Source organism: Kocuria nitroreducens (assembly GCF_042879195.1).
Lineage (GTDB): Bacteria > Actinomycetota > Actinomycetes > Actinomycetales > Micrococcaceae > Kocuria > Kocuria nitroreducens.
This window is the reverse complement of record NZ_JBHZTC010000012.1, coordinates 58,158-73,447: the sequence shown is the minus strand read 5'-3', so window position 1 is coordinate 73,447 and position 15,290 is coordinate 58,158. Positions and strand designations below refer to the sequence as shown.

At 73.9% G+C, this 15,290-nt stretch carries 23 protein-coding genes; 13 read left to right on the top strand and 10 right to left on the bottom strand.

Going from position 1 to position 15,290, the window contains the following annotated elements:
• Positions 1 to 78 precede the first annotated feature (78 nt).
• The 3 genes from ACFYE1_RS09975 to ACFYE1_RS09965 form a co-directional block, all read right to left on the bottom strand.
• A complete protein-coding gene (locus ACFYE1_RS09975; protein WP_387742341.1) occupies positions 79 to 1,683 on the bottom strand; it encodes an ABC transporter permease in 1,605 nt (534 codons plus the stop codon).
• Entirely contained in the window at positions 1,680 to 2,636 is a 957-nt protein-coding gene (locus tag ACFYE1_RS09970) for an ABC transporter ATP-binding protein (RefSeq protein ID WP_387742339.1), read from the bottom strand. The genes ACFYE1_RS09975 and ACFYE1_RS09970 overlap by 4 nt, the downstream gene beginning before the upstream one ends.
• A 133-nt stretch (positions 2,637 to 2,769) precedes the next feature.
• Positions 2,770 to 3,867, bottom strand: coding sequence for an acyltransferase family protein (locus ACFYE1_RS09965; RefSeq protein ID WP_387742337.1), 1,098 nt, complete (start codon positions 3,865 to 3,867; stop codon positions 2,770 to 2,772).
• A 289-nt stretch (positions 3,868 to 4,156) separates the two neighbouring features.
• Here ACFYE1_RS09965 and ACFYE1_RS09960 point away from each other — a divergent pair, with 289 nt between their 5' ends.
• Entirely contained in the window at positions 4,157 to 5,119 is a 963-nt protein-coding gene (locus ACFYE1_RS09960) for a DUF5919 domain-containing protein (protein ID WP_387742335.1), read from the top strand.
• Between the two features lie 85 nt (positions 5,120 to 5,204).
• The gene (locus ACFYE1_RS09955; RefSeq protein ID WP_387742333.1) at positions 5,205 to 5,429 is read left to right on the top strand and encodes a hypothetical protein; all 225 of its coding nucleotides are present in this window, start codon (positions 5,205 to 5,207) and stop codon (positions 5,427 to 5,429) included.
• A gap of 218 nt (positions 5,430 to 5,647) precedes the next feature.
• On the opposite strand, the gene ACFYE1_RS09950 is transcribed toward ACFYE1_RS09955, so the two are convergent.
• Positions 5,648 to 5,842, bottom strand: a complete 195-nt coding sequence (locus tag ACFYE1_RS09950; protein WP_387742331.1) for a hypothetical protein — start codon at positions 5,840 to 5,842, stop codon at positions 5,648 to 5,650.
• A gap of 78 nt (positions 5,843 to 5,920) precedes the next feature.
• Here ACFYE1_RS09950 and ACFYE1_RS09945 point away from each other — a divergent pair, with 78 nt between their 5' ends.
• The 3 genes from ACFYE1_RS09945 (at position 5,921) to ACFYE1_RS09935 (ending at position 7,843) form a co-directional block, all read left to right on the top strand.
• On the top strand, positions 5,921 to 6,340 hold the full coding sequence (locus ACFYE1_RS09945; RefSeq protein WP_449274639.1) for an IclR family transcriptional regulator domain-containing protein: 420 nt from the start codon (positions 5,921 to 5,923) through the stop codon (positions 6,338 to 6,340).
• Positions 6,319 to 6,492, top strand: coding sequence for a hypothetical protein (locus tag ACFYE1_RS09940; RefSeq protein WP_387742327.1), 174 nt, complete (start codon positions 6,319 to 6,321; stop codon positions 6,490 to 6,492). The genes ACFYE1_RS09945 and ACFYE1_RS09940 overlap by 22 nt, the downstream gene beginning before the upstream one ends.
• Positions 6,493 to 6,568: 76 nt before the next feature.
• On the top strand, positions 6,569 to 7,843 hold the full coding sequence (locus tag ACFYE1_RS09935; protein ID WP_387742325.1) for a cytochrome P450: 1,275 nt from the start codon (positions 6,569 to 6,571) through the stop codon (positions 7,841 to 7,843).
• On the opposite strand, the gene ACFYE1_RS09930 is transcribed toward ACFYE1_RS09935, so the two are convergent.
• Positions 7,801 to 8,643, bottom strand: coding sequence for an SDR family oxidoreductase (locus ACFYE1_RS09930; protein WP_387742323.1), 843 nt, complete (start codon positions 8,641 to 8,643; stop codon positions 7,801 to 7,803). The two genes, ACFYE1_RS09935 and ACFYE1_RS09930, sit on opposite strands and share 43 nt — an antisense overlap.
• A gap of 90 nt (positions 8,644 to 8,733) precedes the next feature.
• Here ACFYE1_RS09930 and ACFYE1_RS09925 point away from each other — a divergent pair, with 90 nt between their 5' ends.
• The 3 genes from ACFYE1_RS09925 (at position 8,734) to ACFYE1_RS09915 (ending at position 10,220) form a co-directional block, all read left to right on the top strand.
• On the top strand, positions 8,734 to 9,282 hold the full coding sequence (locus ACFYE1_RS09925) for a pyridoxamine 5'-phosphate oxidase family protein (protein ID WP_387742321.1): 549 nt from the start codon (positions 8,734 to 8,736) through the stop codon (positions 9,280 to 9,282).
• 78 nt (positions 9,283 to 9,360) lie between these two features.
• On the top strand, positions 9,361 to 9,900 hold the full coding sequence (locus ACFYE1_RS09920; protein WP_387742319.1) for a DUF488 domain-containing protein: 540 nt from the start codon (positions 9,361 to 9,363) through the stop codon (positions 9,898 to 9,900).
• Positions 9,888 to 10,220 carry a cupin gene (locus ACFYE1_RS09915; RefSeq protein WP_387742317.1) on the top strand — a complete coding sequence of 111 codons (333 nt, stop codon included), beginning with the start codon at positions 9,888 to 9,890 and terminating at the stop codon, positions 10,218 to 10,220. The genes ACFYE1_RS09920 and ACFYE1_RS09915 overlap by 13 nt, the downstream gene beginning before the upstream one ends.
• A gap of 33 nt (positions 10,221 to 10,253) precedes the next feature.
• Here ACFYE1_RS09915 and ACFYE1_RS09910 read toward each other — a convergent pair whose 3' ends face one another.
• Entirely contained in the window at positions 10,254 to 10,421 is a 168-nt protein-coding gene (locus ACFYE1_RS09910; RefSeq protein WP_387742315.1) for a hypothetical protein, read from the bottom strand.
• A gap of 183 nt (positions 10,422 to 10,604) precedes the next feature.
• Here ACFYE1_RS09910 and ACFYE1_RS09905 point away from each other — a divergent pair, with 183 nt between their 5' ends.
• Positions 10,605 to 11,264, top strand: a complete 660-nt coding sequence (locus ACFYE1_RS09905; protein ID WP_387742313.1) for an SDR family oxidoreductase — start codon at positions 10,605 to 10,607, stop codon at positions 11,262 to 11,264.
• Between the two features lie 74 nt (positions 11,265 to 11,338).
• Here the strand turns inward: ACFYE1_RS09905 and ACFYE1_RS09900 are convergent, their stop codons facing one another.
• Together ACFYE1_RS09900 and ACFYE1_RS09895 are read right to left on the bottom strand one after the other, a co-directional pair.
• Positions 11,339 to 11,461 carry a hypothetical protein gene (locus ACFYE1_RS09900; RefSeq protein WP_387742311.1) on the bottom strand — a complete coding sequence of 41 codons (123 nt, stop codon included), beginning with the start codon at positions 11,459 to 11,461 and terminating at the stop codon, positions 11,339 to 11,341.
• A 55-nt stretch (positions 11,462 to 11,516) separates the two neighbouring features.
• On the bottom strand, positions 11,517 to 11,723 hold the full coding sequence (locus ACFYE1_RS09895) for a hypothetical protein (protein ID WP_387742309.1): 207 nt from the start codon (positions 11,721 to 11,723) through the stop codon (positions 11,517 to 11,519).
• 134 nt (positions 11,724 to 11,857) lie between these two features.
• On the opposite strand from ACFYE1_RS09895, the gene ACFYE1_RS09890 reads away from it, so the two are divergent.
• From ACFYE1_RS09890 to ACFYE1_RS09875, 4 genes are read left to right on the top strand one after another with little or no spacing between them, the layout of a single operon-like run.
• Positions 11,858 to 12,340: a pyridoxamine 5'-phosphate oxidase family protein gene (locus tag ACFYE1_RS09890; RefSeq protein ID WP_387742307.1), complete on the top strand. Its 483-nt coding sequence runs from the start codon at positions 11,858 to 11,860 to the stop codon at positions 12,338 to 12,340.
• The gene (locus ACFYE1_RS09885) at positions 12,337 to 12,675 is read left to right on the top strand and encodes an acylphosphatase (RefSeq protein WP_387742306.1); all 339 of its coding nucleotides are present in this window, start codon (positions 12,337 to 12,339) and stop codon (positions 12,673 to 12,675) included. Before ACFYE1_RS09890 ends, ACFYE1_RS09885 begins: the two co-directional genes overlap by 4 nt.
• A gap of 41 nt (positions 12,676 to 12,716) precedes the next feature.
• Positions 12,717 to 13,688 (top strand): cation diffusion facilitator family transporter, encoded by a 972-nt coding sequence (locus ACFYE1_RS09880; RefSeq protein ID WP_387742304.1) that lies wholly within the window; start codon positions 12,717 to 12,719, stop codon positions 13,686 to 13,688.
• Positions 13,678 to 14,067 (top strand): hypothetical protein, encoded by a 390-nt coding sequence (locus ACFYE1_RS09875; protein ID WP_387742301.1) that lies wholly within the window; start codon positions 13,678 to 13,680, stop codon positions 14,065 to 14,067. The genes ACFYE1_RS09880 and ACFYE1_RS09875 overlap by 11 nt, the downstream gene beginning before the upstream one ends.
• Here ACFYE1_RS09875 and ACFYE1_RS09870 read toward each other — a convergent pair.
• Both ACFYE1_RS09870 and ACFYE1_RS09865 read right to left on the bottom strand, forming a co-directional pair.
• Complete coding sequence (locus ACFYE1_RS09870; RefSeq protein ID WP_387742299.1) at positions 14,042 to 14,479, bottom strand: DUF779 domain-containing protein; 438 nt, start codon at positions 14,477 to 14,479, stop codon at positions 14,042 to 14,044. The genes ACFYE1_RS09875 and ACFYE1_RS09870 overlap by 26 nt on opposite strands.
• A gap of 33 nt (positions 14,480 to 14,512) precedes the next feature.
• The gene (locus ACFYE1_RS09865; protein WP_387742297.1) at positions 14,513 to 15,283 is read right to left on the bottom strand and encodes a spermidine synthase; all 771 of its coding nucleotides are present in this window, start codon (positions 15,281 to 15,283) and stop codon (positions 14,513 to 14,515) included.
• Between the last annotated feature and the right edge of the window lie 7 nt (positions 15,284 to 15,290).

Below are 15,290 nucleotides of genomic sequence, written 5' to 3'. Positions count from 1 at the left end.
GCCGAGGGGGCGCCCCAGGACGGCCGTCGTCCCCGGTGCCGTCCGGGAGCGCCTCCTCGGCCGTGCCGGCCCGCAGGCTCAGGCCAGCAGGTCCCGGCGGCGGAACCCGGCGGCGGCCGCGGCGAGGAGCGCGAGCGCCAGTGCGCCCAGAGCCAGCAGGGGTGCGGCCGCCCAGTCCTCGGAGGGCACGAGCGGCGTCAGCTGCACCGGGGAGAGGTTCATCGCCGCCTCGGGCAGGTCGAGCAGCAGGCCGAACCACGAGACGAAGACCACGTACGCGACCACGGCCCAGCTCAGCGCGGCGAACCGCGGGGCGAGTCCCACCAGCGCGGCGGCGACGCCGGCCACGACGAGCACGGCGGGGACGTAGGCCAGGGCGGCCAGGGCGAGCTCGCCGGTCCAGCGCAGGTCCCCGGTGGTGGCGGTGACCCCGGCGCCGAGCGCCGCCCCCGCCAGCAGCAGGGCCAGGAGGGCCTCCACGACGACGACGGCGAGCCAGCCGAGCACCCAGCGCACCCGGTCGAGACCCGTCGAGAGGAGGAGGGCCGTGCGGCCGGCCTCCTCCTCCGTGCGCAGCCGCAGCACGCCCGAGACGGCGAACGCGACCACCCCGAGCGCGAGGTAGGACAGCGTCGCGGCGGCGAAGGACTCGGTGAGGGCGTCGAGGTCCATCACGAGCCACTCGGTGATCGACGGGATGTCCGCGATGCTGTCCTCCAGCGAGTCCGCCAATGAGCCGAAGGCCAGGCCGAAGAGGACGAGTCCCGCGGTCCACCCGAGGAACGTGCCGCGCAGCAGCCGCCGCGCCAGCCCGGTCGCGGAGAGCAGGGACGCCCCGGCCGCCGCGGGCCCGGGGCGCGCCTGCCGCAACCCCGCGCCCAGGTCCCGCCGCTGGGCCAGGAGCACGGCTGCCACCAGCAGCACCGCGGTCGCCGCCCCCGAGAGCGCCAGCGGCCACCACCGCAGGTCCACGAAGAGCCGGGTCTGCTGGGCCCACGCGATCGGCGAGAACCAGGACAGCCACGAGCCGGTGGGCTCGATGACGTCCCCGATCCCGCGCACCAGGAAGGCTGCGCCGAGCACGGCCATCGCCGTGCCGGAGGCGGCCCGCGCGTGCTCGGTGAGCTGGGCCGTCACGGCCGCGACGGCCCCGAACACCAGGCCCGTGAGCGCCGTGGCCAGTCCCCACGCCACGGCGTCGACCCCGCCCAGGCCCGCCGCGAAGAGCCCCGCGGTGATCCCGGCGCCCACCGCTGCGTCCGCCACGGCGACCGCCCCGAGGGCGGCCGCCGCCGGGGCGAAGCGGCCCACCGGCAGCGCGCGGACGACCTCGAGCCGCCCGGACTCCTCCTCGGCGCGCACGTGCCGGCTCGCGAGCAGGATGCTCATGATCGCGGTCGCCACGAGCACCGACAGGCTCAGCTCGTTGACCGTCATGGCGCCCAGCGTGTAGTCGTCCGCGCCGAAGGCCGGTCCGGTCATCATCACGGCGGACGGGTTGTCCAGCAGGGCGGCCCGGGCCTGGCGGGCCTCGCCGTCCGGGAACGTCTCCTCCAGGGCCAGCACCGTCGCGTACACGGTGCCGGTGATCGCGAGTACCCACACGAGGATCCGCACCCGGTCCAGGCGCAGGTTCAGCCGGAACAGGCGGCCGGTCGCCGCCCACGGCTCGGCGGTCCTCATCGGGGCGTCCCTGCGTCCCGGACGGCGCCGCGCCCGGCCCCGTCCGGGGCGGCGGGCTCGGCCGGGCGGTCGCCGTAGTGGCGCAGGAAGAGCTCCTCGAGCGAGGGCGGGGTGACGGTCAGGTTCCGCACGCCCAGGTCGGCGAGCGCCCGGAGGACCTCGGCGACGCGGGCGTCGTCCACGTCGAAGCTCAGCCGCCCGTCCTCGTGCACGAGGTGGTGCACGCCCGGCAGCCCGCCCAGGCGGCCGGGACCGGCGGGAGTCGTGGCCGTGACGGCGGAGCGGGTCAGGTGGCGCAGCTGGGCGAGGGAGCCGCTCTCCACGTCCCGGCCGGTGCGGATGATGGTCACGGTGTTGCACAGCTTCTCGACCTCGGCCAGGATGTGGCTGGAGAGCAGGACCGTGCTGCCCTGCCCGCTCAGCCGGCGCACCTCGTCCGTGAACACGGCCTCCATGAGCGGGTCCAGTCCGGAGGTCGGCTCGTCCAGGACGTACAGCTCCGCCTCGGCGCTCAGGGCGGCCACCAGCGCCACCTTCTGCCGGTTGCCCTTGGAGTAGCTGCGGGCCTTCTTCGTGGGGTCGAGCTCGAAGCGCTCGATGAGCTCGTCGCGGCGCCGGCGCCGTCGTCGTCCTCCGCGGATGCCGGTGAGCAGGTCCACGATCTCGCCCCCGGTCAGGTTCGGCCACAGGTTCGTGTCCCCGGGGACGTAGGCGGTGCGGCGGTGGATCTCCACGGAGTCCTGCCAGGCGTCCCGGCCCAGGACCGTGGCCGTCCCCGCATCCGCCCGGAGCAGGCCCAGCAGCACCCGGATCGCCGTGGACTTCCCCGAGCCATTGGGGCCCAGGAAGCCCGCCACCTGCCCCGGCGCCACGGTGAGGTCGAAGCCGTCCAGAGCCGCGGTGGGCCCGAAGGTCTTGACGAGCCCACGGGCCTCGATCACCGGAGTGTCCATGGGTGCTCCTGACAGGTCGGGGCCGGCGGCGTCACGCCCGCCTGCTCCTCACGGTAGGCACCGCCCGGGCGCCGGACAAGGAGGCCCGGACGCCGGGCGCGCCGTCCGGGCCGCGGAGCGGGAGCCGCACGGGTCAGCCCGGCCGGCGCCCCTCCACGGCCGTGGCGGACGGGTCCTCGGCGCCGGTGGAGGGGACGCGCCGGTCGGGCCGGTCGCGGGGATCGAGCCACGCCTTGGCCCTCAGGGCAGGCTTCTCCACGAGCGTCCACGACAGCAGCGCCAGGGGCAGCGTCAGCAGGACGACGAGCAGGGAGTTGACGGCGACACCCCACGACGCCGTGCCGAGCAGCACGAGGAGCTGCTGCACGGGGTACGCGTAGATGTAGACCCCGTAGGAGAGGTCCGTGCGCGTGGTCCAGTTCCGGGACGGGGCGGCGCCGAGACCGAGCAGCAGCACGGCGAGCGGCAGCTGCCCGTACAGGTCCGCCCAGCCGAGGTCGGTCAGAACGGCGTAGACGACGGCGGCCCCCGCCATGTGCCACCAGGCGGGGCGCCACGTGCCGGCCCAGGCCCAGACCGCCGCGCCCGCCAGGAAGTAGCCCACCAGCCGGGCGCCGTTGAGATAGAGGTGGGTCGTGACGTCCAGCGGTCCTTCGGCCAGGGGGCGGAGGACGAGCACGACGAGGAACAGCGCCGGGAGCACCCACCGGGCGTGCCGTGCCGCGACCGCGAGGCTGAGGACCAGACCGATCATCAGGTAGGCGGCGGCCTCGTAGAACAGCGTCCAGAGCGACCCGTTCCAGGAGTCGGGAGTCGGGACCCGGGTCAGGGTTCCGTCGATGCCCCACTGCGAGATCCTCAGGTCGCCGTTGCTCAGCACGAACCCGGCGGCGGAGGCCAGGTCGAGCGACGAGCCCTCGAGCGCGGCCGCGAGCGGTGCGAAGACGACCGCCACCACGAACAGACTCACCAGGAAGGCCGGGTAGATGCGCAGGAACCGCCGCCAGATGTACGGCACCATGGTGGTCCGCGCCCGGCTCTCGGCGATGAGGTAGCCGCTGAGGACGAAGAAGCCGTTGACGGCCACGTCGGACAGGACCTCGAGACCCGGCCCGTCCGCGCCGGTCAGCGGCCAGGCGTGGCCGAGGACGACCAGGGACGCCAGCACCAGGCGGACGGCGTTGAGGCGGTTGTGGCGGTCGCCCAGGCGTTGCCGGAGAGTCGTGGCCAAGGGATGTGCCTTCCGCGGGAGGGGGCAGCGCGGCCGGTGCGGTCTGCTGCTGGACGTGGGTCGGCCCCCGGAGCGGGAGCGGGCGCGACGCCGTGCCGCCGAACGTCCTAGCACGAGTTTAGTTATGCAAACGCATGTTCCGACCACTGTGCCGCCGAAGTGTGGACGGCTGCCGGGGCGGACGCGGCGCGCCGGGTGTCACAAATTGCCCCGGTGTCCGCGGTGCTAACGCCCTGGTCAGGAGCCGTGCCAGGCTGGCATCAGATCCGCCCGACGAAGGGGGAGTCCCGTGCTGGAGATCCGCAGTGCCGCCCAGGACCGGGCCGTGGGCGACGGGTGGCACGACGCCGCACGGGCCGTGCCGGTCCGGCGCCGCGTCACGGCGCCGGGCGTGCTGCTCGGCCTCGGTGCGGCGCTCGTCGTCGTCGCGCTGGTGGCCGGACGGGCGTGGTCGGAGGTGCTGCTCGACGCCGGGGCCGTCCTGCTCACCGTGGGCGGCGTGGGGCTGCTCCTGGACGCCGGACTGGCGCGGTGGCGGGGCTCCTGGCCGGTCGAGGTCCAGCGTCCTCCGGTCCCCGCGCCGCCCCGCGACGACCAGCTGGGTCTCGTGGGGGTCCGCGAGGAGCTCGACGCGGTCGACGTGCTCCGGAGCGTGCGGGCCGGTCAGGAGCTGTGGTGGATGGACACCTTCCCGCTGACGCTGGCCGGTGACCTGGACGCGATCCACAAGGCGCTGGGCGCCGGGGTCCGTGTCCGGCTGCTGGTCCTCGACCCCAAGTCCCCCGCGCTCGCGTCCCGGCTCCGCGAGATCCGCCACCACTACGGACTCTCGCCCATGGACCTGCGGCGCAGCTTCGACACGCTGGTCCACCAGCTCCGGGCCCTGGGAGAGCTCGACCCCGTGGTGGCCGAACGCCTGGAGGTGCGGGTCTACGACGGCCTGCCCGGAGCCCCGATCTACCTGGTGCTGGGCAGTCCCGCCGCGGGGGAGGACCCCGCGGCGGACCCGGGCGCACCGGAGGTGCTCCGGGCGTTCAGCAGTTACTTCCTGCTCGACGCGAGCCAGGACATGCCCTACCTGGAGTGGCGGGACGGGCCCTTCGCCGCCCGGCTGCACGCCTACGCGCGGCACAAGTGGGAGGAGGGGCACACGGTGTTCCCGACCGTGCCCGCCGACCGCTCCGCCTCGGCGTTCAACGTCCGGACCGGGACGGCGCCGCGCGCGGCCGGACGGGGAGTCGAGGGCTCCTGACGCCCGGCCGCCGCTGCGGCCGCAGACCCTCGCCCAGGCGGCGGCGAAGCAGTGGCCGGAGGGCCGGCAGGAAAAGATCGGGCACATGCGGCAGGAGTTCGCAGAGGAGTCGGGGCCGGTCCAGCTGACCGTTCCGGCCTACCGGACCGAGGGGTCCCTCGTGGTGCTCGACTCCAACCACCGCCTCGTGGGGGCCTATCTCTCCGAGGCGGATCTGCGCGTGCTGCTGGTCGTGCTGGACGGCCCCTCGTCATCCCTGATCCTTCCCGCCACGGCGCAGATCGAGAACGACCGGGCGGACCGCATCTAAGACTTTCCGCGCACCCGGTCCATGCCTCGGGGCGCGCCAGGACCTCGTCCTGGCGCACGAGCCGGCCGTCGCGCTCCAGCAGGTCGAGCACCTGCTGGTAGCGCTCCCGGATCTCACGGCCGGTCCGGTTGAAGCCGAAGACGTCGTTGAGCCCCTGCATCACGTCGCCGGTCGGGGACGGGCCACGATGCGGGGGCGTCCAACGTGCCCGGGTGTCGTCAGCTCACCTCGTCGTCGGGATCGAGGTCGGTCTCGCCGACTCCGGTGGACTCGCCGCTGGCATCGTTGTCGTCGGGGTCCACCTCGTCCTGGCCCCGGAGGGTCGGATCGTCGCGCACGTCGGAGGCGTCCGCCTCCGACGTGCCCGTGAGGGAGTCAGGGTGCTTGATGTTGTCTTCGGGTCCGGTGCTCATGACGTTGTCCTTCCGGGGCGTTCCGAGAAGTCGATCCGATGGGCGGAGCGGTGGACGCGCCCCGCGGGTCGGACATGAGTGGGCTCTTCGTCGTGTGCGGTTCAGACTAGACGCCGGACCGGGCCGTGTCTGCCCCTGGCGCCCTCGGACTCGCCCGCCCCGTCGCTGCGCGAGGCGGCGATGGCGGCGCTCGAGGACCTGCACGCCCGGGGCCGCCAGTACGCCCAGATCGGCGTCCTGGACGGCGCCGAGGTGCTGTTTCTGAAGCGGCTCAGCGCGCCGGACGCGGTGGTGGACGTCACCTACATCGCCGGACGTCTGTCCCTGCGCGCCTCCTCGTCGGGGCTCGTGCTCCTGGCGCACAGCGACGCCGCGTTCCAGGAGGAGGTGCTCGCCGGTCCGCACGAGGCGTTCACGGACTCCACGCCCACGGCCCCCGGCAGCTGCAGGACGACCGGGAACGGCTGGTGGAGCTGGTGCCGACCTGCACCCAGGTGAGCGCCGAGCTCCCCGAGCAGGTGGAGATGCCCGTGTTCCAGGGCGAGCTGGATCTCGTGAAGCTGCAGCGGACCGCGGACCTGATGCAGTGGCACGGCATCACCGGGGACCGGCTAGACGTCGCGGGTCTCGTGGCGGAAGCGGTGCGCTGAGCCGGCCCGGGGTGCCGGCCCGGCCCTCGGGGGAAGGCGCCTGCCCGCCGTCGCACCCCGCGACTAGCATGACCCCATGAGCGACGACGCCCGTCCCGAGACCCGCTGCCCCGTTCCGCACGGCGACCGGCGCAGGACCGCCCCACCCGGCGAGCGCAGCGCGCCGCGGGTGGAGGTGGCCGACGGCGTCTGGCACGTCCGGTCCCTGCCGATGGTCCGCCAGGTGCTGAGAGAGGCGGACGGCACGGTGCAGGCCGGCTTCAGCGCGGAGACCGCCCGGCAGGGCCTGACCGGTGACCACCCGCCCGTGCTCTACGCGGACGGCCCCGAGCACCGGCGCCAGCGCACGGCCACCGCGAGGTTCTTCACCCCGGCCTCGGTGAGCCGCCGCTACCGGGCCCTGATGGAGGAGCGGGCCGATGAGCTGGTCGAGCGGATCCGGCAGGACGGTGGGGCCGAGCTGTCCGCGATCACCCTGCGCTACTCCGTGGAGGTCGCCGCCCAGGTGGTGGGGCTGACGAACTCGGACATCGACGGGATGTCCCGGCGCCTGGAGCGCTTCTTCAGCGGGCCCGCCACAGTCTCCCCGCGGCACCCGCTCCCGGGCCGGCTTGGGGCCGTCGTCGGGTCCCTGCGTCCGCTGTGGGCGATGAACGCCTTCCGGCTCCGGGACGTGCGCCCGGCCGTCCGGGCGCGGCGCCGGCAGCCGCAGGAGGACGTCGTGTCCCACCTGCTCGCGGAGGGCTACACGGACCGGGAGATCCTCGTCGAGTGCCTCACCTACGCCGCCGCAGGCATGGCCACCACCCGCGAGTTCATCGCGGTGGCCGCCTGGCACCTGCTGGAGGACGACCTGCTGCGGGAGCAGTACCTCGCGGCCGACGAACCGGCCCGGCACGGGATCCTGCACGAGATCCTGCGCCTGGAGCCGGTGGTGGGCCACCTCTACCGCCGGACCACCCGGGAGCTGGTCCTGGAGGACGACGGCGAGCGCCACGAGGTGCCCGCCGGCGCCCTGCTCGACCTCTACGTCCGCCAGGCGAACGCCGACGAGCAGGCACTGGGAGAGGACGCCCGGCGGCTGTGCCCGGAACGGTCCCGGCCGCGGGGGGTCCGGCCCGAGGCGATGTCCTTCGGCGACGGCGCCCACCGGTGCCCGGGCGGATTCCTCGCGATCCAGGAGACCGACATCTTCCTGCAGCGCCTGCTGCGTCTGCCCCTGGGGTTCGCGCACCCGCCGCGGGTCTCGTGGGTCGAGCTGATCGCCGCCTACGAGGTGCGCGACGTCGTCCTGCGGGTGGGTGCCGGTCAGGGGTGGCGCACGCCCTCGCCGGCGAGCACCGCCCGGTAGCCCTCCCGGTACGTGGGGTGGCGGAGCTCGACGCCGGACTCCCGCAGCCGCCGGTTGGACAGCCGCTTCGAGCCCCGGTGCGGCGTGTCCGCCTCCGGGACGTCCTCGGGCCGGGGGACGCCGAGCTCCTGCGCCAGGAACTCGAGGACCTCGAGCTCGGGCACGGGCTCGTCGTCCGTGCCGAGGTACAGCGTGAGCGGCTGGGCGTCCATGGTCAGCAGGTGCACGGCTGCCGCCGCGGCGTCGTCCCGGTGGATCCGGTTCGTCCAGGCCGCCCCGGCCGCGACGTCCCCGGATCGCACCTTGTCGATCAGCCGGGTCCGCCCCGGTCCGTAGATCCCGGACAGCCGCAGGACCGTGCCGTGCGGGAACTGCTCGTGGAACAGCTCCTCGGCCTCCAGCAGGATTTGTGCGGTGGGGGTCGAGGGGTCCGGCGGGGTGTCCTCGGTGACCACCCCGCCGTCGGCGTCCCCGCACACGGCGGTCGAGGAGATCAGCAGGGCACGCCGGGGGAGGGTCCCGGCGGCGCGCAGCCCGTCGGCCACGTGGCGCAGCCCGTCGAGGTAGGCCGCGCGATAGGCCTCGGGCGTCCGCCCGTCCGCGGCGGTGGCCACGACCAGCAGCTCGACGTCCCCCGGCAGCTCGGGCACCTCCGTGCTCAGGTCCACCCCGAGCCCGATCAGGGGCGGCGGCACCAGCTCCGCCCGGCGGCGCAGGCCCAGCACCTCGTGCCCCTGCTCGGCCAGCCGCAGCCCGATCTCCGTGCCCACGTCCCCGCATCCCGCGATCACCACGCTCATGCCCCGATTCTCCCACGGCCCGCTCCGCGCACCGTGGCGGCGCCGCAGGCCCTGTTCCACCGGCGTCCGCGGCACCGTAGGTTGGGAGTGGTGACCGGGCACCTCCGGGCAGCCGAGGAGCACGGGAAGGGGACGACGGTGAACTGGTACCGCAAGGACGTGGAGGAGCTCGCGCCCGAGGCCTGCTGGGACCGGCTGCGGACAGACGGCGTCGCTCGGCTGGCTGTCGTGGTGGACGGGACGCCGGAGATCTTCCCGATCAACTACGTGGTCGACCGCGGGACGATCGTCTTCCGCTCGGGCCTGGGCACGAAGGTGAGCGGCGCGCTCGAGGGCCGGGCGGTGGCCCTCGAGATCGACGGGCACGACCGGGCGACCGCCACGGCGTGGAGCGTGATCGTCAAGGGCGGTGCCGAGAGCGTCCGGCCCGGCCACGCCCTGATGGACGCGCTGCAGCTGCCGTTGTTCCCGTGGCAGGAGGGGATGAAGGACCAGTTCGTCCGCGTCGTCCCCACGACGGTGACGGGCCGCCGCTTCACGATGGCCGACCACGAGGCGTGGAACTCCCCGGCGGCCGTCGGCCGCCGGACCCCCGGAGGATCCGCCCGCTGGACCGCGGCCGGCCCCGGCGGCTCGTGACGCCCCGGGCCCGGCATCCGCGGAGCCGGCCGTGTCGGGCCGGGAAGGCTGCCGTGCCCGGTCAGTAGGGTGGGGGTCATGACCGCGCACACCGTCTACACCGTGGGCCACTCCACGCGCTCCGCCGAGGAGTTCGTGGAGCTGCTCCGGGAGTCCGGTGTGCGGCAGCTCGTCGACATCCGCACGGTGCCGCGCTCGCGGACGAACCCGCAGTTCGACCCGGACGCGCTGCCGGGCACGCTCGCGGAGGCCGGCATCGAGCACAGCTGCTGCAAGGGACTGGGCGGACTGCGCCCCACGTCGACGGACTCGGTCAACACTGCCTGGCGCAACGAGTCCTTCCGCGGCTACGCCGACCACATGCAGACCGACGAGTTCCGGACCGCGCTGGCCGAGCTCGAGCAGCTGGCCGAGGACCGCGTCGTCGCGCTCATGTGCGCGGAGGCGGTCTGGTGGCGGTGCCACCGCTCGCTCGTGGCCGAGGCCCTGCTGGTGCGCGGGCACGACGTGCAGCACATCATGGGCCCCGGCAAGCTGACCCCCGCGACGCTGCGGGACTTCGCCGTGGTCGACGGAGACCGGATCACCTACCCAGGAGGAGAACCATGCAGCACTTGAACGAGATCGCCCTGCAGCACCTCAACGAGGCCCGGCACAACGGCCACGGCCGCAGCTCCGAGCGCCTGCTGCACCAGAAGGTGCTCCGCCAGACCCTCCTGGCCCTGAAGGCAGGCGCGGTGCTCGCCGAGCACAACGCCCCGTACGCCGGGAGCCTGCAGGTGCTGCACGGTCGTATCCGGGTCTCCTCGGGCGAGGACCTGGTGCTCGAGGCCGGGCACCTGCACGTGATCCCGGTGGAGCGCCACTCCGTGGAGGCCCTGGAGGACTCGGTGTTCATCCTCACCGCGGTGACCGGCATCGAGGACGCCGCGGAGTAGCCCCGGAGCGGTCCGGGGGAGGAGCGGAGGGGCTCAGCGCCGGCCCAGGTGCTTCTCCCGGCGATAGGCGATGAACACGCCGGACACCGCGATCATCAGCATCATCGTGGCGATGAGCGCGAGCGTCCACGCGCCGTCGATCAGCGCGACGACCAGCAGGACGAGGGCGATCGCGGACAGCAGGAGCTGGAAGATCAGCACGGGGCAGCCTTCGGTCGGGTACAGGGGTCCCGTCGAGGCTACCCGAGGCCGGGACGGTCCCGGACGGCGGAGCCGGGCGCATTCCCGGTTTCGCCCTCCGCGTGAGCCGTGTCCCTGCGGGCGAAAGGGGTCTAGCGTCGGGGAAGAGCGCCACGTCCCCTCTGCACCCCAAGGAGCACAATCATGTCCCGCACAGCCATCATCGGCGGCCACGGCAAGGTCGCCCTCGTCCTCGCCCAGCTGCTCACGACCGGCGGTCACAACGTCACGAGCATCTTCCGCAATCCCGACCACACCCAGGACGTCGAGAACACCGGCGCGACGCCCGCGGTGGCCGACGTGGAGCAGCTGTCCGTCGCGCAGCTCGCCGACCTGCTCGAGGGCCACGACGCCGTGGTGTGGAGCGCCGGCGCCGGCGGCGGCAGCCCCGAGCGCACCTACGCGGTGGACCGGGACGCGGCGATCCGCGCGATGGACGCGGCAGTGATGGCCGGCGCCAAGCGCTTCGTCATGGTCTCCTACTTCGGGGCCGGCCAGGACCACGGCGTCCCCGAGGACGACCCCTTCCACGCCTACGCCCAGGCCAAGGCCGACGCCGACGACCACCTGCGCGCCTCGTCGCTGGACTGGACGATCGTGGGCCCCGGCGCCCTCACCGAGGACGAGGCGACCGGCAGGATCGACGTGTCCACGGGCGAGCGGGACGGCGAGCACCGGACCTCCCGGGCCAACGTGGCGCTCGTGGTCTCAGCCGTGCTGGACGACCCCTCCACCATCGGGAAGACCATCGAGTTCTCCGACGGCCATACGCCCATTCCCGACGCGCTCGAGGTGCAGGCCTGACCGGCTCAGGACGGTGCCGATCTGTAGGGCGTCGGCGGCGGGCACCCGGTCCCACCCGCCGCCCGCGGCGGGGCTCATGGGCGGGTCCGGCCGGCGGCCGCGAGCACGGCGCCGTCGAACATCGCCGAGGCGTACGGGTCCGGCGCGTATCCGCCCTCGGCGAGCGCCACGCAGGCGGAGTCGTTGCGGGGCGCCACGGTGCGCCGCTCGATCCGCCACCCGGCGGCGGTGCGGCGGAACGTGTCGATGTCGTCACCGCAGGCCGCCCTCCGGCACGAACACCTCCCCGAACATGTCCCACTGGCCGTTGTCCAGCAGGTGCGAGGAGAAGCTGAGGATCTCGTTGCTCTCGAACCGGTCCTGGGCGCTGATCGTCCCGGGACCGCTCCCGGAAGACTGCTCGGTGGTCTCCCCGCTGGTGTTCCCAGCGGTCTGCTCCGAAGCCCGCGCGTCGTCCATCTGCCTGCTCCGGTCCTTTCCTGGGCCGGCCGGGCGGGCCGTTCCGGCCCGCCCGGCGGATGCGCGGTTCCGCCCATGATGAATTCCCGGGCCCGGCCGTGCCATGGGGCCCGGTCGTTCCCTAATCTGACCACATGAACACGCACCAGGATGACATCCAGCACATCGTCGAGTTCGTGAACCGCACCCGCGTCGGCATGCTCAGCACCCGCGAGGCCACCGGCAAGCTCGTCAGCCGCCCGATGACCGTGGTCGACGTCGCCCCGGGGGAGGACCTCAACTTCTTCACCAGCCGGGACACCTCCTCGGTCCGGGACGTGGCGGCCAACGACGCCGTCAACGTCGCGTTCGTGGGGGACCACGAGTGGGTCTCCATCTCCGGCGCCGCCGAAGTGGTCGAGGACCGGCAGGTGATCGAGGGGCTGTGGTCCGACGCGCTGAAGGCGTACTACCCGGAGGGGACCGCCACCCCCGGACTCGTGGTGCTGCGCGTGCGCACGGAGACCGCCGAGCACTGGCGCAGCCCCGGGACGGTGGCCACCGCGCTGCGCTGGGCGAAGGCCCGCGCCACCGGCGAGCAGATCGACCCCGGCCAGTCCAAGGTGGTGGACCTGTGAGCCTGCCTCCGATCCACCAGGGAGCCTCCGCCGACCGGGACCCCCAGGGGCTGGACCTCGGGGAGGACCTGCGGCTGACCGCGATCGTGCACGGCTCCGTGCAGGGTGTCGGGTTCCGCTGGTGGACCGCGCGCCACGCCGATCAGCTGGGCCTGCGCGGCTCGGCGGTCAACAACGCCGACGGCACCGTGGGGGTGATCGCCGAGGGTCCCCGGCACGCCGTACGGGACCTGCTCAGGGCTCTCAACGGCGGCGGCACGCCCGGCGTCGTCATGAAGGTGGACTCCCACTACGGCCCCGCCACCGGGGAGTTCCGCGGGTTCGTCACCGGCTGATCCACGACACCGGGCCCGCGCCCCCGCTCTACGATGGAGCCATGGCTCACGACCACGCCGGGGACCGCGGGCGCGCGGAGCACGGGCACGACCACGGGCCCGGGCACTCGCACGCCGGCCCCGGGACCGACCGGTGGCGGATCGCCACCGCCTTCGGGATCACTGCGGGCCTGTTCGTCGTCCAGCTGGTCGGCGCCCTGTGGACGGGCTCCCTGGCGCTGCTCATCGACACGGCCCACGTGCTGACCGACGCGGGCGGGCTGCTGCTCGCGCTGATCGCCGCGCAGCTGACCCTGCGCCCGCCCAGCGCCCGGCGCACGTGGGGCTGGCGGCGCGCGGAGATCGTGGCCGCGGCCATGCAGGCCGGGGTGCTGCTGGCCGTGGGGCTGTTCGTGCTGGTGGAGGGTGTGCGCCGGTTCCTCGAGCCGCACCCGGTCGCCTCGGCCGAGATGCTCGTCTTCGGCGTCCTGGGCCTGGCCGGAAACCTCGTGGCGATGGTTGTGCTCTTCGGGGGGCGCCGCTCCAACCTGAACCTGCGCGCGGCGATGCTCGAGGTGCTCAACGACGCGCTGGGCTCGGTCGCCGTGATCGTCGCGGCCGTGGTCATCACCCTCACCGGGTGGATGCAGGCGGACGCCGTCGTGGCGCTGCTCATCGGCGCGCTCATCGTGCCCCGCACCATCCGGCTGCTCGTGGAGTCCCTGTCCGTGCTCATGGAGAGCGTGCCCCCCGGGCTCGACATGGACGAGGTCCGAGGGCACCTCCTCGAGCTGCCGCACGTGGTGGAGGTCCACGACCTGCACGCGACCCGGATCTCCTCGGACCTGCCCGTGCTCACCGCCCACGTGGTGCTCGAGGAGGAGTACTTCTACTCCGGCGGCTCGGCCGAGGCGCTGGGCCGGATCCAGCGCTGCGTCGCCGAGCACTTCCCGGTGTCCGTCCAGCACTCCACGATCCAGCTGGAGCCCGCCGACCACGACGAACCGGAGGTCTGCGCACCCCATGAGCACTGACCCCCGGAGCAGCGAGCACCACTGCCTGGTCGTGTTCGTCCCCGCCACCCACGCCGAACAGGTCCTGCAGGCCTTGGGCGACGCCGGGGCCGGACGATCCGGCCACTACACCCACACCGCGTTCGTCAGCCGCGGAACGGGACGGTTCACGCCGCTGCCCGGGGCGCACCCCGCGATCGGGGAGGCCGGGACGCCCCAGGAGGTCGACGAGGTCCGCATCGAGACGCTGTACCCGGCGGCCGAGCGCGAGCGCGTGCTGCGGGCGATGGCCCGGGCCCACCCCTACGAGGTCCCGGCCTTCAGCACCTTCCCGGTCCACGACCGGGGCCCGTCCTTCGACGAGCAGGGCCGGCTCAGGAGCCGGCCGGATCCTGCCTGAGCACCGAGCGGATCAGGAACCGCTTGCCCTCCGGCGCCTCCACCGAGAACCCGGAGCCACGGCCCTCTACCACGTCCACCGTGAGCAGGGTGTGATTCCAGTACGCGAACTGCTCGCGGGACATCCAGAACTCGAGCTCGGCCGTGGCCGGGTCCCCGGGCAGCGTGAACACGCCCAGCAGCACGTCCGCCGGGCCGGTGAGGAAGTCCCCGGCCGGGTAGCACATGGGCGCGGAGCCGTCGCAGCACCCGCCGGACTGGTGGAACATCAGCCGCCCGTGGAGGCCCCGCAGCTTCCCGAGCAGATCCACGGCGGCCGGCGTCAGGGCCACACGGGAGAACCTCTCCCCCTGGACGGCGGGGACGGACTCCAGGACGGTGGTGCTCCCGGTGGTGCTCTCGGTGGTGCTCACGGCGCGCTCCTCGGCTCGGCGGTGTGATCCACGCTACAGCCGGGCGAGCAGTTCCTCCAGGCCGAGGCCGTCCAGAACGCCCGCCGGGTGCGGTCCGGCCGCGGCGAAGGCGTCCGCCCACTGCCGGGGCAGGGCCCGGCGCCCGCCCACGAGGACCAGGTTGCCCGGATGGCGGCCCGCGAGCAGCCGCTCCTCGGCCAGGCACCACACGTCGGCCAGGGCCGCCCGCACGGCCCGCGCCTGGTCGGCGAAGAACGCCAGCCCGGGGTCGTCGCCCACGTTGACGACCAGCACCCCGCCGGGCGCCAGCAGCCCGGCGGCCTCGGCGTAGAAGGACGCCTCCGTGAGGTGGCCGGGGGCGTCCCGGCCCGAGAAGACGTCGAGGACCACGAGATCGGCGGTCCCAGGGGCGACGACGTCCGGCAGGGCCGCCCGGGCGTCGTCGATCACGACCCGCACGTCCGCGCCCACGGGCAGGGGCAGCGCCTCGAGCACGAACGCGGGCAGCTCCCGCTCGAGCTCCACGGCGATCTGCGCGGAGCCGGGCCGGGTCGCGGCCACGTACCGGGCGAGCGTCAGGGCCCCGGCGCCCAGGTGGACCGCGGTGACCGGCGCCCCCGGCGCCGCCACGACGTCGACGACGTTGCCGATCCGCCGCAGGTACTCGTAGAAGATCTCCCCGGGGCGGGCGAGGTCGACGTGGGACTGCTCGGCCCCGCCGATGGACAGCACGAACCCGCCCTCGGTGAAGCCGTCCGGGGTGATCTCGGCGTGCACGCCGGCGTCCTTGAGGTATCTGCGCATGAGCCCA

Coding starts and splice junctions, on each gene's coding strand:
- ACFYE1_RS09935 (WP_387742325.1), top strand. CDS start 6,569: ATGAGCGACGACGCCCGTCCCGAGACCCGCTGCCCCGTTCCGCACGGC.
- ACFYE1_RS09890 (WP_387742307.1), top strand. CDS start 11,858: ATGAACACGCACCAGGATGACATCCAGCACATCGTCGAGTTCGTGAAC.
- ACFYE1_RS09915 (WP_387742317.1), top strand. CDS start 9,888: ATGCAGCACTTGAACGAGATCGCCCTGCAGCACCTCAACGAGGCCCGG.
- ACFYE1_RS09970 (WP_387742339.1), bottom strand. CDS start 2,636: ATGGACACTCCGGTGATCGAGGCCCGTGGGCTCGTCAAGACCTTCGGG.
- ACFYE1_RS09930 (WP_387742323.1), bottom strand. CDS start 8,643: ATGAGCGTGGTGATCGCGGGATGCGGGGACGTGGGCACGGAGATCGGG.
- ACFYE1_RS09955 (WP_387742333.1), top strand. CDS start 5,205: ATGCGGCAGGAGTTCGCAGAGGAGTCGGGGCCGGTCCAGCTGACCGTT.
- ACFYE1_RS09920 (WP_387742319.1), top strand. CDS start 9,361: ATGACCGCGCACACCGTCTACACCGTGGGCCACTCCACGCGCTCCGCC.
- ACFYE1_RS09905 (WP_387742313.1), top strand. CDS start 10,605: ATGTCCCGCACAGCCATCATCGGCGGCCACGGCAAGGTCGCCCTCGTC.
- ACFYE1_RS09875 (WP_387742301.1), top strand. CDS start 13,678: ATGAGCACTGACCCCCGGAGCAGCGAGCACCACTGCCTGGTCGTGTTC.
- ACFYE1_RS09950 (WP_387742331.1), bottom strand. CDS start 5,842: ATGAGCACCGGACCCGAAGACAACATCAAGCACCCTGACTCCCTCACG.
- ACFYE1_RS09895 (WP_387742309.1), bottom strand. CDS start 11,723: ATGGACGACGCGCGGGCTTCGGAGCAGACCGCTGGGAACACCAGCGGG.
- ACFYE1_RS09880 (WP_387742304.1), top strand. CDS start 12,717: ATGGCTCACGACCACGCCGGGGACCGCGGGCGCGCGGAGCACGGGCAC.
- ACFYE1_RS09975 (WP_387742341.1), bottom strand. CDS start 1,683: ATGAGGACCGCCGAGCCGTGGGCGGCGACCGGCCGCCTGTTCCGGCTG.
- ACFYE1_RS09865 (WP_387742297.1), bottom strand. CDS start 15,283: ATGCGCAGATACCTCAAGGACGCCGGCGTGCACGCCGAGATCACCCCG.